The following is a 17,891-nucleotide window of genomic DNA, read 5'->3' on the forward strand; positions in this document are numbered from 1 at the left end:
AGAACGTGCTTACAGACGACATCCTAACGTTCTTCGTCAAAAGAGGCAGAGGCGTTAACTACTAATTTGAGTAGCAGCCGCAGCAGTCTTGTTGATAGGCTTAACAGTGGTCAGCTTTGGGGTGTGAGGCGTTTGCTTTCTCAACCAAATATCAGTCATTTTTGGGGGTTACGGTGCGTTTGTTTAAAACCGTTGCTGGCTTGCGTTGCTATCTCAACCGCTATCGCTCCGGTCAACATCTCTCCTCCGATCGCACAAATGTCGATCCCGCGGTCATCGGTGAACCAATTTCCGCAGCAGGTGTTTCTATCGGGTTAGTACCGACAATGGGATCACTTCATGTAGGACATTTGAGCCTGATCCAGAAGGCACGGCAAGAGAATCAACTGGTTGTAGTGAGTATTTTTGTCAATCCACTTCAGTTCGGACCGACTGAAGATTTTCAGCAGTATCCCCGGACGCTGGAACAAGATCAGGCATTGTGTGAGCAAGCTGGGGTAGATGTGATTTTTGCGCCAAGTGCAGGGGAGATGGGAGTCGGGAGCCGGGAGTCGGGAGTTGAGAGTCGGGAGCTAGAACACAAAAGATTCCCTTCGGGAACGTCTCGCACTTCTGAAATACCGAAGACTACACAACACTCACAACTTAACGCTCAAAACGCTTCCCTCTTACTCCTCACTCCTTACTCCTCACCCACTCAAGTGGTGCCGCCTGAAGCAATGCTGTCTGTTCTATGTGGTCGATCGCGGGTAGGGCACTTTCAAGGCGTAGCAACGATCGTGACGAAACTGCTTAATATTGTGCAACCACAGCGAGCGTATTTTGGGCAGAAAGACGCGCAACAGTTGACAATTATTCGGCGGCTCGTTGAGGACTTGAATTTGCCCGTGGCGATCGTCGGCTGCCCCATTGTGCGTGAACCGAGTGGGCTAGCGTACAGTTCGCGGAATCAGTATTTGACCCCAGAGCAGAAAGCACAGGCGGCAGCGCTTTACCGTGGGCTGAGTCAGGCTGAACAAGCGTTTCGGGCAGGCGAACGATCTGTCGAGGCATTGCTTAAGACAGTGCAAGCAATACTGGAACCTGTAACGGCGATCGTGCCAGAGTATATCGAATTAGTTCATCCATCAACGTTGGAGCCTTTAGAGATGATTGAGGAAAGTGGCTTACTGGCGATCGCGGGTCGTCTTGGTTCGACTCGCCTGATTGACAACATTCTTTTGTCGAGCCGTAAGCCGATTGTGGCGATCGATGGTCCCGCTGGTGCTGGCAAATCGACTGTTTCTCGCCAGGTCGCCCAAAGGCTCGATCTGCTGTATTTGGACACAGGGGCAATGTATCGTGCGTTGACCTGGCTGGTGTTAGAGTCTGGGGTTGCTATTGACGATGAGCCCAGCATTGCAGAATTGGCTAGCCAGTGTGAGATTGAGCTTGATGCTCAGCCAACGCCCATAGAGAAGCAATCTAGAGCCATCAACGTCTCGGTTAATGGTCAGGATGTGACGCAGGCGATTCGGAGCCTAGAGGTAACGTCAAAGGTCTCTGCGATCGCCGCGCAGCCGATTGTTCGCAACGAATTGGTGCGTCAACAGCGTCGTTATGGAAAAAACGGCGGCATTGTGATCGATGGTCGCGATATTGGCACATATGTCTTTCCTGACGCAGAACTCAAGCTTTTCTTGACGGCTTCAGTGCAAGAACGGGCACGCCGACGACAGCAGGACTTGAAAAATCAGGGCAAGGACATCATTAGCCTGGATGAACTAGAGCAGGCAATTTACGATCGCGATCTCAAAGACAGCACCCGTGCGCTGGCTCCCCTACGTCAAGCAGAGGATGCGATCGAGATCCAAACGGACAATCTTAGTATTGCCGAAGTAGTCGATCGCATTGTGCAGCTTTACCAGGAACGAGCAATTATCAACGCATAAATTCCAGCCCAGAATGAGGCGCGATCGATCTTTTTGAATCGATCGCACCTTTGCAAACAGTAGTTCGTAGTGAGGGGCGAGTGCCAGAACCACTACATGACTAAACTCTGCTTCGCTTTCACCATGTTTAAGACGGTTAGCTAAAACACGAAGCGCTAAAGCTTTGACTCGTATTAGTGAGTCTTCACCGCTTGATCCATGAGCAAGAACGCCTGACGAGTCAGTTACTTCTGCAATCCAGCATCCATAATCTTGTTCAAGCTCTATGTCAGAGCCATGAGCTTCTCCATAAATACAACAATCACCAGTAGAGTAAGCTTGCGAAGCATAACCGACTCTACTGGTGATTTTCAGTCTAGAAATGATTGACTGTGTTACTGGACGGGGGTTAGCACTTTTTCAGTTACAGCTTCGGGGTTAGCTTCGGGTGAGTCTTTTTCAGACGGTGGCACAAGCTGCCAGAACTTAGGCAAGTACTCAGACCAGTTTGCCAGGATAGTTTTGGCTTTTTGGCTGCCGGTGCGATCGACATACAACCCAATCAACGCTCTCAACTGTTGCTCTCCGGCAGGCGTGATCACCCGCTGGACTTTCACAATTTCTGGATTGACTTTGGTGGGGAAGCTGCCGTCTTCATCCAGGAAGTACGCCAAGCCGCCTGTCATCCCTGCACCCACATTGCGTCCAGTGTTGCCCAGTACGACAATTACGCCGCCCGTCATGTATTCGCAGCAGTGATCCCCAGCACCTTCAACGACCGCTTGCGCCTTGGAGTTGCGAACAGCAAAGCGCTCACCTGCCTGACCATACGCTAGAAGCGTTCCGCCCGTTGCACCATATAGACAGGTATTGCCGATAATGACGTTGTCGGAGGGGTTATAGGTTGCAGCCGCAGGTGGCACGATCACTATGTCGCCACCATGCAAGCCTTTGCCCACATAGTCGTTTGCTTCGCCTTCTAAATTGAGCGTGATACCAGGAAGGTTGAAAGCTCCAAAGCTTTGACCCACGCTGCCTTTGAAGTTGAGCGTAAGATGTCCGCCAAAACCGCTGTTGCCGTATTGACGTGCGATCGTCCCTGCAATGCGTGCGCCGATCGTCCGATCCGTATTCACTACTTCCAGATCTTTAGTCACGCTGGTCTGGTTAGCGATCGCAGCTTGAATGTCTGGCTCACTCAACAGTTGGTCATCTAGAACAGAACCATTGCTGTGGACAGTTTCGTGAGTTAGCCAGGTGCGATCATCCCGAGTATCAGGCAGTTGCGTCAGGCAATCGAGATTTAGTCTGTGGGTTTTGGGGATTGTTACACCCTCTCGCACCTTCAGCAGGTCAGCACGACCAATAATGTCATGCAGGGAGCGATAACCCAGCTTTGCTAGCAGCGATCGAGCTTCTTCGGCAATAAAGAGGAAGAAATTGACCACCTGCTCCGGCATCCCAGGGAATCGCTTGCGTAGATCTTCGCGCTGGCTGGCAACCCCCACCGGGCAAGCGTTGGTGTGGCAGATCCGCGCCATAATGCAGCCTTCCGCAATCATCGCAATGGAGCCAAAGCCAAACTCTTCGCCACCCATCAGCGCTGCCATCAGCACATCCCAGCCTGTTTTGATGCCGCCATCAACCCGTAGCACAACGCGATCGCGCAGTTGGTTTTGCATTAACACCCGATGCACTTCTGTTAATCCCAGTTCCCACGGACTACCCGCATGTTTGATGGAACTTAACGGCGAGGCACCTGTACCGCCATCGTGACCCGAAACCTGGATGATGTCGGCATTTGCCTTTGCCACGCCTGCCGCGATCGTGCCAATGCCGACTTCTGCCACCAGCTTGACTGAAACCTGCGCTTCAGGATTAATTTGATGCAGGTCAAAGATCAACTGAGCCAGATCCTCGATCGAGTAAATGTCGTGATGCGGAGGTGGGGAAATCAACGTGACACCCGGCTTCGATCGACGCAACATCGCAATATATGGACTCACCTTAGGTCCAGGGAGCTGCCCCCCTTCTCCTGGCTTCGCGCCTTGCGCCATTTTGATTTCAAGCTGTTTGGCGCTTATGAGATACTCTGGCGTCACCCCAAAGCGACCGGAAGCGACCTGCTTAATAGCAGAATTAGCGGTATCACCATTCCGCAATCCTTTCAGGTGAGGAAACTGCGGCGAAAGCCCCTTCTCATCCACATTGTCGAGAGCCAGGAACCGAGTCGGATCTTCGCCCCCTTCACCAGAGTTAGATTTGCCGCCAATGCGGTTCATAGCGATCGCCAGCGTTTCGTGTGCCTCGCGTGACAAGGCTCCTAACGACATACCGCCCGTGCAGAAGCGCTGGACGATCGCACTAGCAGGTTCCACCTCGTCTAAAGGAATGGAGGGGCGATCGCTTTTCACATCTAGCAAATCGCGCAACGCCGTCAGAGGACGATCGTCTAGGTATTTTTTGTACAGTGTGTAGTGGTCATAGCTCTTGTCTGCCACAGCTTTGTGCAGATGCTTCGCCATTTCCGGACTGTTCATGTGATATTCGCCGCCAGGACGATAGTTGACGAAGCCATAGTTTTCCAGCTTCTTAATATGCAGCTCTGGAAACGCACGCTGATGGAACGAAACTACTTCCTGCGCTAGATCAGCTATGCTCAAGCCGCCCAACCGTGAAGCTGTACCCGCAAAGCCTAGATGCAACAAGTCACCACCAATGCCGATCGCCTCAAAAATTTGGGCACCGTGGTAGCTCGACAGTAGCGAAATGCCCATCTTGGACAGGATTTTGAGTAGCCCCTCTTCGATCGCCTTGCGGTAATTGCCTTGAGCCGCAGACAGAGTAATCGCCTTCAGCTTGCCCCGTTCCATAAAGCTCTGGGTTTTAGGGTCAGTCCACCACTGGCGAACCGTTTCTAGCGCTAGGTAGGGACAAACGCCGCTCGCGCCATAGCCAATCAGGCACGCAAAATGGTGCGTACTCCAGCACTGGGCAGTATCCGCAATCAGCGAGGCTTTCATCCGCAAGCCCTGACGAATCAGGTGATGATGCACTGCCCCGATCGCCAGTAGTGGCGGAATATAGGTGTAATCCTCGCTCAGGCTGGGGCTACCAGGTTGAACGGCGCGATCGCTCAAGATCAAGATTTTCTTGCCTGTGCGAACGGCTTCTGTAGCTTTCTGGCAAAGTGCTGTCACCGCACGCTGTAGACCATCGGGTCCTTGTGAAAGCTCAAATAGCGTCGAAAGCTCAGCAGTTTCAAATCCAGATTGGCGAATCTGATCCAGTTCTGCATCACTTAGAACAGGGGACTCTAGCTTGAGCAAATGGGCGTACTTCGCACCTGCTTCAAGCAGATTGCCTCGTTCGCCTAGTTGAATTGCCAGCGACATAACCAGCTTTTCACGCAGAGGGTCGATCGGCGGATTCGTTACCTGAGCAAAGCGCTGCTTAAAGTAGTCGTACAGCAAGCGTGGTTTGGCAGACAGCACTGCCAGTGGTACATCGTCACCCATGCAGAAGGTTGGCTCTTTGCCCTGTGCGCCCATTTCCTGGATGATCATCTCTACGTCTTCTGCCGTGTAGCCAAAGGCAGTCTGATAGCGCAGCAGGTTTCCAGTAGGAATGTACGGCACATTCTCGGCAAATGGCTCGTGCTTGAGGTCGTAGCGGTTTTGCTTGAGCCACTCACCGTAAGGCTTCGCGCTAGCAACCCGCTGCTTGATTTCCCAGTTTTTTTGAATCTCGTGCGTCTCCAGATCGACCGCGATCATCTGACCTGGACCTAGACGACCTTTCTCAATAATGTCCGCTTCGGGCAAATCCACAACGCCTGCCTCAGAGGCAACCACAATGTAGCCGTCGCGTGTGATGCTGTAGCGAGCAGGACGTAAGCCATTGCGATCGAGCGTCGCACCGACAACCTTACCGTCACTAAACACCAGCAACGCAGGACCATCCCAGGGTTCCTGAATACCGCTGTAGTATTCGTAGAAGTCCGTAATTTCAGGATAGTTGACTAGATCTGGCTGGTTTTTATATGCTTCTGGCACCATGATCATCAGTGCCTCCTGTGGACTGCGACCCGACCACACCAGGAGTTCAAAAACGTTGTCCAGGTTGGCAGAATCGCTGTTGTCAAGATTCACGGTGGGTTTCAGGTCGGCAATTCGATCGCCCCAGCAGGAGTGAGCCAGATCTGCATCCCGCGCTACCATCCAGTTAACGTTACCCAGCAGCGTATTGATTTCGCCGTTGTGACCCAGTAGCCGCATCGGTTGTGCGAGAGGCCAGCGCGGTAGCGTGTTTGTACTAAAGCGACGGTGGTAGACCGCAAAAGTACTCTTATACGCTGGGTTCTTCAGATCAGTGTAAAAATCACCTAACACAGCCGATCGCACCATGCCTTTGTAGACGATCGTGCGGCTTGAAAACGAACAGAAATAGAAGTCATCAAACGTAGTTTGCAGCGCAGAAACAGTTATTTCTGCCCGAATGGCATTATTAACACGTTTACGGGTGAGATAAAGTTGCCGCTCCAGTGCCTCACCTTGCTGCTCAGACTGCACCAAAACCTGCTCAATTTGAGGCAAGTTCTCACGCGCTTGCTTACCCAAAAGCTCAGGCAGCGTTGGCACAACTCGCCACCCCAAAACGGTTAAGCCTTCTTCAACGGCAATCCGCTCCATAACCTGGCGGGCACTCGCGGCTGCCTCTACCTTCGCTGGCAAAAAGACCATTCCCACTCCAATCTGGGCAGGTGTAGCAGCTTGAATGCCTTCATCCGCGAGCCATTGCTGCAACAAATCCCAAGGAAGAGCCGTCATCAAACCAGCACCGTCCCCAGAGTCCTGATCAGCGCTACAGCCACCTCGATGCTCCAAACAGGTGAGTGCTGCCAGCGCTTTTTCTATCAATGCGTGACTGACACGCCCCTGCTGATCGGCAATAAACCCTACACCGCAAGCATCGCGCTCTTCTACCAACCAAGGCTGACCAGCGTACACACCCGTTCCCTGATTCTGATCGTGATTCACAGTTGTTCTATCCATGAGATGGCCCGGTTCGTTTGTTGATAAAAGGTGTAGTGGTATTCAGCAGCGCTGATCTGGTACGTATCGCTGATCTCGCACTTGTAGTTGTAGGAGCAATGTCAAAAGATCTTAAGGATAAAACTTCAAAATTGAGCAGAACGGGCGAGCGCTCCAACTCAACAAGAAAATATCAATCAGTAGCGTCAATCCGATTCTACATAGAATATGTGCTTTACGAAGGCTAGCCAATCGCCTTTCGTTCAGTCGGCACTACAACCCGGTTACTAGCCTGTTAGCAGCTATATCCCTTTCCAACACTTCATGCTAGCTGCAAGCGCCAACAGCATTTGTTACAACCTTGACTACGATCGCGACCTTCCAGATAACGGTAACTACGCGATCAAGCGTTGGGTACACATTCCGTAGGACGAGCATTCTATAAAAAATACCTTGCTCTTGCAATCCCTCACCGATAGCAACGCCTTTAAATCTGTTGCTATAGGCTCAAAAAATCTTGCCTTAAGTTGCTTACGTAGGAGTTGTTTCTGTAGCTGCGGTTACGCTTCGACACACCATGCTGACAACTACAGAAGTAAAAAGCAGGTTAGTCGATTAGCCCCTAGTTTGGGCTGGCAACATTGACACCATGAGCTTAGTCATAATTCTCTGACAGTTGGGGCAGCTAGGTTGGGTGAGTGATTCACTAAAAAGCAATAAGCTGCTCAAACCGTTGCCCGGTTTCTGCTACGTTCATAAAATTAACTTGCCTTTCCTTATATCTCCTGTTGCCAGAGGAAAATTGTGATCAGACGTGATGTCAATCAGCGGTTCAAGCAATCAGTCAGTTCAGCAGGCGATCGATGCCACCGATCGCGTTATGCCCAAAGCCTCCTTTTCATCACAGGGTTGCTTACCTTAAGCTGTCTAGTGCCACAGCTAAGTGCTGTTGCTACGACCCCTCATAATCAAGCTTTACAGAACCAACCGACACAGAACCAATCCTTATTGAGTCAACCCAATCTTGTGAGCCAAGCCCCATCCTTGCCTGCACAAAGCCAACAGGGGAATCAGATTCTGTTAAACGGTCGTATGTTGCCTGCTGCCTGGACGCAATGGTCTGCTGGCGGACAACGCCTTGGCATCACTGAGGCAGGACTCTCGCAAGGGATTGGAGTCGAACTGCTCGACACCGCCGATGCTACGAGACAACCTGTGCAGTGGTTTTCTGACCCCACTACCGCACCATTGAAGCTGCCAACACGACTCACTGGAGCACTTCGCTATCTTGATATTACCGAATTAGCACAGCGATCTGGTTGGCAGCTACAGGTCAATGGTGCCGTTTTGCAAATCAACTCACCACCCGCCACGGTGAAAGCGATACGGCAGGGGAAGCAGCCCTGGGGCGATCGTCTTGTCATTGAACTCGATCGCTCAGCACCCTGGCAAATCGACCAACAGAAACAGGAAGTTGTTTTAACGCTGGATGCACAGATCCCTGCCACCACCCTTCAAAGCTTCAAACCTGGCATTGGCAATCGGCTTAAAGCCATCAAGATTGAACCTGGAACGAATCAGACACGGATTCGGCTGAGTCTTTCTAGTGCCTTACGCCCTCGCGTATGGAGCCTCCCTAATACCAATCGCCTGATTGTGGATATTCGTCCTGATTCAATCGTCGATCGCGATATCCTCTGGGCACCAGGACTTCGCTGGCGTACCCAAACGCTTACTGTAGATGCCGCACGCTTTCCAGTAGTCTGGCTGGAAGTTGATCCCCGTCAACCCGGAATTAGCCTGAAGCCGATTCTGCCTAACCCTGGCACGCTAGCAGGCACGGCTCCCCTGCTTCGTACCGCACAACAGGCTCAGGTTGCAGCAGCAATCAATAGCGGGTTTTTCAATCGCAATAATCAGTTGCCGCTGGGTGCTGTTCGGCTAGATGGACGCTGGCTCTCTGGTCCCATTCTAGGACGGGGCGCAATTGCCTGGAACGCCACGGGTGAAACCAAAATTGCTCGCCTCACCCTCCAAGAAGCCCTTGTGACTTCAAAGGGACAGCTGTTACCGCTCACTCATCTTAATAGCGCCTACGTTCAAGCTGGTATTGCTCGCTATACCAGCGGTTGGGGCACCAGCTACAGCCCTTTCACAGACAACGAAATTCTCGTGACCGTGCAAAACAACCAGGTCGTGAGCCAACAACCCCTTGGTGCCGCTGGCAGCACTACTGTTCCGATTCCTGCTACTGGGTATGTGTTAGCGGTGCGCTCGAATCGTAATGCTGCCGCCACACTAGCCGTTGGCACATCATTGCAGTTGGAGACTGCCATTACACCAGGTGACTTCAACCGTTATGAGCAAATCATCGGCGGTGGACCACTCCTCCTCCAAAACCGTCAAATTGTGCTGGATGCCAAAGCCGAACAATTCAGCAATGCGTTTGTGATTGAGAAGGCAAGTCGCAGCGCGATCGGGCAGACTGCTGATGGTAAGTTGCTCATTGCCGCTGTCCATACCGATCTAGATGGTAGTGGAGCCACGCTGACTAACATTGCCCAAATCATGCAGCAGTTAGGTGCCGTCAATGCGCTTAACCTTGACGGCGGTAGCTCGACGACACTGTATCTGGGTGGACAACTGCTCGATCGACTGCCTCGTACTGCTGCCCGCGTCCACAATGGCATTGGTGTCTTTGTGCAACCCAGTCGTTAAGCCTGATGTTTAAGCCTCACTGTAGTACGCGATCGAGCATGAACAATACTCAGTCACTTGAAGCTTCAGCAGTTAGTGAGGCTTTAGCGCTTTAGCTAGCTTTGCAGAGAGTAAGTTAATACAAGCTTATGACTCACGCATCAAACAGGATAGTTGAGTCTCCTCTTAAGTCTTTTTGTTAAAGCCTCTTCGCTAAGCTAAGTTTGGAGCGCGTCACTACTACATGAAGATTACGTGTGAATTTAGTCAATTAAACCTGTACAGATAGAACCGTCACGAAGAATTTGTTAGGTTGATTCTCGGCATAATCAGCTTGTCTACACCTATTTCATTCTGCCGACAGCGCTTACTCAGGTACTCAGCAAAATAGGATTAAGGTTTCACCATTCGGAAACCAGTCATGTCCCTAGTAGAAAACTTTTGAAAGAGATAGCCAATATGCTTCAATCCCAAGAAACCCATCAAAGCCCCTCTCTTACGTTGCCTCTGAATGGCAGTCAAAATACAGTTGCAGCTACGGAGTTAAGACCCTGGGGTTCTTTTACAATTCTGGAAGAAGGACGAGGCTACAAAATTAAGCGCATTGAGGTGAAGTCCGGTCATCGTTTAAGCCTTCAGATGCACCACCATCGGAGTGAGCACTGGATTGTAGTGTCAGGAACAGCAAAAGTTGTTTGTGGCGATCAAGAACACGTCCTGAGCAGCAATCAATCAACCTATGTTCCACAATGTACTCCCCATCGCCTGGAAAACCCTGGTGTTATTCCACTCGTCTTGATCGAAGTGCAGAATGGAGAATATTTAGGAGAGGATGATATTGTTCGCTTTCAAGACGATTACGCTCGTGCCCAATAAACTGCCGACCACTAGTAATTAACTTGTTCAACAGCCTTATACTACGAACCAACGCATTGTGCGATTTTGTAGAACGTCCGTAAACCCCCTTACCCTTAGACTGCTTCTGTTAGGAGGCTGAGGGTAAGGGGAGTTAGTTAAATATTCGTGCAAACTACTTTATCTAACAGCGCCTTCCATAACCGTTTTGTTGCTTCGCGCTGCTGTAAGGTATTGGTAGAGTAGTCACTTTTAATAATTTCGATGATACGTCTCAGTCATGCAGCCATCAGCGAAATTGCCAGGCTGAAGGCAAAACGTCATGAGCCAGATCTTAAGTTTCGTCTTAGTGTCCAGCCAAGTTGCTGTTTGGCACTAGCTTACACGATGATCTTTGATGCAGTTACTTACCCAGATGACCAGTTGTACGATTGTAGCGGCATTCAGGTTATCGTTGATCCCGAAAGTCTTACAGCTGTTAATGGTCTTACCATTGATTACTCTGAAGACTTGATGGGAGGTGGTTTCCGGTTTCATAATCCAAATGCAAACCAGAGCTGCGGTTGCGGCAACTCCTTTTCGCTTAATTAAGGTGTCGTAACCCAACAGCGCTCTAAATTACTTAGTTCTTCTTTGTTTAGTGGCAAGCAGACTAGAACAAGCGGCTCAAAAGATTCTGTTGACATAAGCTCGGTGTTGTTAGTACCATTAGAGTTTGCAAAAGTCTAGTCCAACAGAATCGCATACGTCTTGTACCATGCCCACTATTCAGCAACTCATACGCACTGAGCGTCAAAAGACGCAGAAGAAAACCAAGTCGCCTGCTTTAAAGAGTTGCCCTCAGCGTCGTGGTGTCTGCACGCGGGTTTATACAACAACACCCAAAAAGCCCAACTCAGCGCTTCGTAAAGTCGCCAGAGTGCGTCTGACTTCTGGATACGAAGTTACAGCTTATATTCCAGGGATCGGTCACAACTTACAGGAACACTCTGTTGTCATGATTCGGGGTGGTCGGGTAAAAGACCTTCCAGGCGTGCGCTACCACATTATTCGTGGCACGCTAGACACTGCAGGAGTCAAAGACCGTAAGCAAGCTCGTTCTAAATATGGTGCTAAGCGCCCGAAAAAATAGGCTTTTATTCAGCTAAGGCTATCAAACCTAAGTATTTTTTGGTAGCACTTAGTTTTTGGTAGCCTGGTTAATGTAATGTTCTTGTGGTTTGGCGCAATTGCCTGCCGCTTTGAAACTGAGGTTAATGCTGCTGTAGTCTGGCAGCTAATCATTCTTTTTATCGCTTGCCTTTGCTTCTAGCGGCAGCGAAATCTATTCTGGCTCTAACACGTTCTACTTTTTTCAAGGCTCATTATGTCTCGTCGTACTGCTATACAGAAACGTCCTGTTCCACCAGATCCAGTTCACAATTCTCGCTTGGTTAGCATGATGGTTCGACGTATTATGCATCACGGGAAAAAGTCCGTGGCATCGCACATCATCTATGACGCGTTTGAGGCGATCGCACAGCGTACTGGCGCTGACCCGATCGAAGTATTTGAGCGAGCGGTTAAAAATGCAACTCCTCTAGTTGAAGTTAAAGCACGACGCGTTGGTGGTGCTACTTATCAGGTGCCTATGGAGGTTCGTTCCGAACGTGGTACAGCACTGGCACTTCGCTGGTTAATCCAATATTCACGTCAGCGACCCGGTCGTACGATGGCAGGTAAGCTTGCAAACGAGCTGATGGACGCTGCTAACGAAACAGGTAGCGCGATTCGCAAGCGTGAAGAGACCCACCGGATGGCAGAGGCAAACAAGGCATTTGCACACTACCGTTATTAGGGCATTGGTGTGGAAACTACTCCCCTGAGTTCCGTACAGAACGTCTAAAATTAGTTATGGAAGTAGCAGCACGGTCATAGCTGCGGAAGAGGCAAAGGAGGCAGTTGTGTCACGTACCATCCCAATTGAACGGGTCCGAAACATTGGGATCGCAGCCCATATTGATGCTGGCAAAACCACAACCACCGAGCGCATTTTGTTCTACTCGGGAGTGGTTCATAAAATTGGCGAAGTTCACGAAGGTACAGCTACCACTGACTGGATGGCTCAGGAGCGTGAGCGGGGCATCACTATTACGGCTGCTGCGATCAGCACAAATTGGAAAGACCATCAAATTAACATCATTGATACGCCTGGGCACGTCGATTTTACGATCGAGGTTGAGCGCTCCATGCGAGTTCTTGACGGTGTCATTGCAGTCTTTTGTTCGGTCGGCGGCGTACAACCGCAATCTGAAACGGTCTGGCGACAAGCTGATCGCTACAAGGTACCTCGGTTTGTCTTTGTTAATAAGATGGACCGCACTGGAGCAAACTTTTACAAGGTTTACGGGCAGATCCGCGAGCGACTGCGAGCGAATGCTGTACCGATTCAGCTACCGATTGGCAGTGAAAGTAACTTAAGAGGCATTGTAGATTTAGTACGAATGCGTGCCTTTATCTACAACAATGATTTAGGGACTGACATTGAAGAAACAGACATTCCTGAGGATGTCCAGGCTTTGGCTAGTGAATATCGTCTCAAGTTGATTGAGTCTGTTGCAGAAACTGATGATGCGCTGACTGCTAAATACTTGGATGGCGAAGAGTTTACAGAAACTGAAATTAAGGCAGCGTTGCGAAAGGGTACGATCGATGGCACGATCGTGCCAATGCTTTGTGGCTCTGCCTTTAAGAACAAAGGCATTCAGTTAATGTTGGACGCTGTGATTGACTATCTGCCAGCTCCAATTGACGTACCACCGATTCAAGGTCATTTGGCTGATGGTGGATCAGTTGAGCGACATGCAGACGACACAGAGCCAATGTCAGCATTAGCCTTTAAAATTATGGCTGATCCCTACGGTCGATTAACGTTCATTCGGGTTTATTCTGGCGTTCTAAAAAAGGGTAGCTATGTTCTGAACTCTACTAAGGACAAAAAGGAAAGAGTTTCTCGCCTGATCATTCTAAAGGCTGACGATCGCATTGAAGTGGATGAAATGAGAGCGGGTGATCTAGGCGCTGTTTTAGGGCTTAAGGACACATTCACAGGCGATACGATCTGTGACGAAGCTGCGCCTGTAATCTTAGAATCACTCTTTGTACCAGAGCCAGTTATTTCGGTTGCGGTAGAGCCAAAGACAAAACAAGACATGGAGAAGCTATCAAAGGCACTCCAGTCGCTCTCTGAAGAAGACCCCACTTTTAGGGTAAATGTCGATCCAGAAACGAATCAGACAGTGATTGCTGGGATGGGAGAACTTCACCTAGAAATCCTGGTAGACCGAATGCTTCGGGAGTTTAAGGTTGAGGCAAATGTGGGTGCGCCTCAAGTCGCTTATCGAGAGACGATCCGAAAAGCTGTCAAGGCTGAAGGAAAGTTTGTTCGTCAAAGCGGTGGCAAAGGTCAATACGGTCATGTAGTGATTGAATTGGAGCCTACGGAACCTGGTAGCGGTCTCGAGTTTATCTCGAAGATTGTTGGCGGTGCAGTGCCTAAGGAGTACATTGGTCCAGCAGAGCAAGGCATGAAGGAGGCTTGTGAGTCAGGCATCCTTGCCGGCTATCCAGTGATTGACCTCAAAGCAACGTTAGTAGATGGTTCCTATCACGACGTTGATTCTTCCGAAATGGCATTTAAGATTGCTGGTTCAATGGCAATTAAGAGCGCTGTAATGAAGGCTTCACCTGTTCTCCTAGAGCCTATGATGAAGGTTGAAGTTGAGGTTCCTGAAGACTTTCTGGGTCCTGTTATGGGTAACTTGATTTCCCGTAGAGGTCAAATCGAGGCTCAGGGAGTCGAGCAGGGGCTTGCCAAAGTAACCACAAAGGTTCCATTGGCAGAGATGTTTGGATATGCTACAGATATACGGTCAATGACCCAAGGTCGGGGCATATTCACGATGGAGTTTAGCCATTACGATGAGGTTCCTCGTAGTGTGGCTGAAACAATCATCGCTAAGAGTAAAGGGAACGCATAATCAGGAAGAGGAATAACTAAGTCATGGCACGTGCAAAGTTTGAACGGAATAAACCCCACGTCAACATCGGTACCATTGGTCACGTTGACCACGGTAAAACAACACTAACCGCTGCGATCACAATGACTTTATCGGCATTGGGGCAGGCAGCAGCTAAAAAGTACGACGAAATCGATGCTGCACCAGAAGAAAAAGCGCGGGGCATCACGATCAATACGGCTCACGTTGAGTATGAAACGGCGGAGCGGCATTATGCTCACGTTGATTGCCCAGGACACGCTGACTATGTGAAGAATATGATCACTGGGGCAGCACAAATGGATGGTGGCATTCTTGTTGTGTCAGCAGCTGATGGTCCCATGCCTCAAACGCGTGAACACATTCTTTTGGCAAGACAGGTTGGTGTTCCACGGCTAGTTGTTTTTCTAAATAAGAAAGACATGGTGGATGACGATGAGCTTTTAGAGCTTGTTGAATTGGAAGTTCGTGAACTGCTAAGTTCCTACGACTTCCCTGGTGACGATATTCCGATTGTAGCTGGGTCTGCACTACAAGCACTCGAAGCAATGACTGCTAGCCCTAAGACGAAACGTGGTGAAAACGAGTGGGTTGACAAGATTTACGAGCTGATGGACAGTGTGGACTCATATATCCCTACTCCAGAACGTGATATCGATAAGCCGTTCTTGATGGCAGTTGAAGATGTTTTCTCGATCACAGGTCGGGGAACCGTTGCGACTGGTCGGATCGAACGGGGAGAAGTGAAGGTCGGCGACACTGTTGAGCTAGTAGGTATCCGTGACACTCGTTCTACGACCGTAACGGGTATCGAAATGTTCAAGAAGAGCCTTGAAAAAGGTATGGCTGGCGACAATGCAGGTGTCTTGCTGCGGGGTCTGCAAAAGGATGATATTGAGCGTGGTATGGTTATCGCCAAACCAAAATCGATTACACCTCACACCAAGTTTGAGTCTGAGGTGTACATTCTGAAGAAGGAAGAAGGGGGTCGTCACACGCCATTCTTCCCTGGTTACCGTCCTCAATTTTATGTGCGGACGACAGATGTAACCGGTACGATCAGCGACTTCACAACAGATGAAGGTGGCGAGGCAGAAATGGTGATGCCAGGCGATCGCATCAAAATGACTGTTGAACTCATCAACCCAATTGCCATTGAGCAAGGAATGCGTTTCGCTATTCGTGAAGGTGGGCGTACGGTTGGAGCCGGAGTCGTTGCGAAGATCCTTAAGTAGTTGAAATTCAGGAGTTAGCTATTAGTGATCAAATTCAAGCTTGGTTCCTAATAGCTTTAACTTCTGGACGATTGAAAGGATTAGGAATTAATCCGTTTCATCAAACAAGACCGATAGCTGAATGCTGAATGCTGAATGCTATCGGTTAATTAGAACCTTGAAAATTTATTAGTATCCCGATGGCAACTATTCAGCAACAAAAGATTCGCATCCGACTTAAGGCATTTGATCGTCGTCTTCTTGATACATCCTGTGAGAAGATTGTCGATACGGCAAATCGTACAAACGCTACTGCGGTTGGACCAATTCCCCTTCCGACCAGACGACGGATTTATTGTGTCCTTCGCTCTCCGCATGTGGACAAGGACTCGCGTGAGCACTTCGAAACTCGCACGCACCAACGTATTATTGATATTTACCAGCCTTCCTCAAAGACAATTGACGCTTTGATGAAGCTTGATTTGCCTGCTGGTGTCGATATTGAAGTGAAGCTCTAGATGCAAAATGGGGTGGGTAAAGTCTACCCCTTTAATAAGTTCGCTAAACATATAAGGGCTTTTACACATCTATATTTTAGTCCAGCTATATTTTACACTTTTACAAATTGGCGAGAACTGCCCTTCTACTGCCCTTCTTATTTCAGATACGGTACAGTATGTAAAGAAGTACTGTCTCTTCATTTGATAAATAATGGCACCTTCTTCATCAATTGCGGTTCGAGAGCTTCCTCTTTTTCCTCTGCCAGAAGTGGTTCTGTTTCCAGGACGACCCCTTCCGTTACATATTTTTGAGTTTCGCTATCGAATCATGATGAACACGATTCTTGAGGGCGATCGACGTTTCGGGGTCGTTATGTGGGATCAAGCTCAAGGTAAACCAGCGGCAATTGGTTGCTGCGCTGAGATTATTGAATTTCAGCGGTTGCCTGATGATCGGATGAAAGTGTTGGCGCTAGGGCAACAGCGTTTTAGAGTGCTGGAATATGTGCGTGAAAAGCCCTATAGAGTAGGGCTAGTGGAATGGGTTGAGGACAATCCTCCTGAGCATGACCTGAAGCTCTCAGCAAGCAACGTCTCACAATTACTTCAAGATGTTGTTCGCCTTTCAGCAAAGTTAACTGGGCAAGAAATCGAGTTGCCGGAAACGATGCCGACATTACCGATCGAGTTGTCTTATTGGATTGCTAGCAATCTGTACGGGGTAGCAGAGGAACAGCAGGCGTTGCTAGAAATGCAGGACACGGCTGCAAGACTGAAACGTGAGGCAGAGATCCTTACCTCTACTCGTAACCATCTTGCTGCCCGCACTGTGTTGAAAGACACGTTGGATGATTCACTACAATAGACTCAGCGCTTGTTGCATCCAAGTCTGATGTGATTGCTGCGCTAATTGTGAGATTGGCGCTAGATCGTTGTATCAAAAACAATTTTGCTGCAAATGAAGTGAGTGAGCTGAGTTTAGTAGTTTTGTATACTTTGTGGGTGAATCTACTTAGTGAAAACTTTAAACAATTGTGAGTGGTGCATAAAGTTTCCGCGAAACCAGCGATGAACATTGGGCAGAACTAAGAACCCACAGTTATGGTTGGGGCATGAGCTGAAAGTCTCTTAGTTCCTACTCCCAGTTAAGGTTTTTATATGCAGAATGTACTTGTTCGTCCTCAAACTGCGGTTCTTCAACCTTTAGGCTCTTTGAATGCTGGTAATGTAACTGTTTTTCAACAACAACTGAATGCAGCGATTCAATCTGAGCATCACTCAAGTTTGTTAATTGACATGGCTCAGGTTGAATCGATCGATAGTGCTGGTCTGATGACACTGGTAACCGCACTGAGCATGGCACAACGCTTGAACAAGCGCTTTAGTCTTTGTGCTATCTCGCATTCCGTCCGGATTATCTTTGAATTGACTCAACTCGACCGTGCCTTTGAAATTTTGGAGGGACGTTACGCCTTTAGCGAAGCGACTGCGTAAGCAACACTTGAACGTACATTCACTAATTAGCCAGCAGGAGTGAGTAAATCTGAGCGCGCCTGCTGGCTTTCTCAGTTAAAGGAGGGTTAGCGACAAATCTGGTCTGAATAACATTGGTATACTAAGCAATGCCAAAAACGTGTTCAGGCAA

General features: G+C 49.3%; 12 protein-coding genes. 11 read left to right on the forward strand and 1 reads right to left on the reverse strand.

Features of this window, described 5'->3' with window-relative positions:
- Positions 1-173: 173 nt before the first annotated feature.
- Positions 174-1,931 (forward strand): bifunctional pantoate--beta-alanine ligase/(d)CMP kinase, encoded by a 1,758-nt coding sequence (locus tag H6F86_RS26925; RefSeq protein ID WP_190453138.1) that lies wholly within the window; start codon positions 174-176, stop codon positions 1,929-1,931.
- A gap of 374 nt (positions 1,932-2,305) precedes the next feature.
- Here the strand turns inward: H6F86_RS26925 and H6F86_RS26930 are convergent, their stop codons facing one another.
- Positions 2,306-6,964 carry a glutamate synthase-related protein gene (locus tag H6F86_RS26930; protein WP_190453140.1) on the reverse strand — a complete coding sequence of 1,553 codons (4,659 nt, stop codon included), beginning with the start codon at positions 6,962-6,964 and terminating at the stop codon, positions 2,306-2,308.
- A 783-nt stretch (positions 6,965-7,747) separates the two neighbouring features.
- Between H6F86_RS26930 and H6F86_RS26935 the strand changes: the two genes are divergently transcribed.
- The 10 genes from H6F86_RS26935 (at position 7,748) to H6F86_RS26980 (ending at position 17,740) form a co-directional block, all read left to right on the forward strand.
- A complete protein-coding gene (locus H6F86_RS26935; protein ID WP_347241185.1) occupies positions 7,748-9,661 on the forward strand; it encodes a phosphodiester glycosidase family protein in 1,914 nt (637 codons plus the stop codon).
- 438 nt (positions 9,662-10,099) lie between these two features.
- Positions 10,100-10,516, forward strand: coding sequence for a phosphomannose isomerase type II C-terminal cupin domain (locus tag H6F86_RS26940; protein WP_190453142.1), 417 nt, complete (start codon positions 10,100-10,102; stop codon positions 10,514-10,516).
- Between the two features lie 243 nt (positions 10,517-10,759).
- Complete coding sequence (locus H6F86_RS26945; protein WP_190453144.1) at positions 10,760-11,086, forward strand: iron-sulfur cluster assembly accessory protein; 327 nt, start codon at positions 10,760-10,762, stop codon at positions 11,084-11,086.
- Positions 11,087-11,252: 166 nt separating this feature from the next.
- Positions 11,253-11,627 (forward strand): 30S ribosomal protein S12, encoded by a 375-nt coding sequence (rpsL, locus tag H6F86_RS26950; protein WP_190453146.1) that lies wholly within the window; start codon positions 11,253-11,255, stop codon positions 11,625-11,627.
- 234 nt (positions 11,628-11,861) lie between these two features.
- Positions 11,862-12,332: a 30S ribosomal protein S7 gene (gene rpsG, locus H6F86_RS26955; protein WP_190453148.1), complete on the forward strand. Its 471-nt coding sequence runs from the start codon at positions 11,862-11,864 to the stop codon at positions 12,330-12,332.
- Positions 12,333-12,438: 106 nt separating this feature from the next.
- Positions 12,439-14,514: an elongation factor G gene (gene fusA / locus H6F86_RS26960; RefSeq protein ID WP_190453151.1), complete on the forward strand. Its 2,076-nt coding sequence runs from the start codon at positions 12,439-12,441 to the stop codon at positions 14,512-14,514.
- Between the two features lie 23 nt (positions 14,515-14,537).
- The gene (gene tuf, locus H6F86_RS26965) at positions 14,538-15,767 is read left to right on the forward strand and encodes an elongation factor Tu (RefSeq protein ID WP_190453155.1); all 1,230 of its coding nucleotides are present in this window, start codon (positions 14,538-14,540) and stop codon (positions 15,765-15,767) included.
- Positions 15,768-15,955: 188 nt separating this feature from the next.
- A complete protein-coding gene (gene rpsJ / locus H6F86_RS26970; protein WP_347241330.1) occupies positions 15,956-16,264 on the forward strand; it encodes a 30S ribosomal protein S10 in 309 nt (102 codons plus the stop codon).
- A 193-nt stretch (positions 16,265-16,457) separates the two neighbouring features.
- Complete coding sequence (locus H6F86_RS26975) at positions 16,458-17,111, forward strand: LON peptidase substrate-binding domain-containing protein (protein ID WP_190453161.1); 654 nt, start codon at positions 16,458-16,460, stop codon at positions 17,109-17,111.
- Between the two features lie 293 nt (positions 17,112-17,404).
- Entirely contained in the window at positions 17,405-17,740 is a 336-nt protein-coding gene (locus tag H6F86_RS26980) for an STAS domain-containing protein (protein WP_190453164.1), read from the forward strand.
- Positions 17,741-17,891: the final 151 nt, after the last annotated feature.

The organism is Phormidium sp. FACHB-592, assembly GCF_014695795.1.
Taxonomy (GTDB): domain Bacteria; phylum Cyanobacteriota; class Cyanobacteriia; order Leptolyngbyales; family Leptolyngbyaceae; genus Stenomitos.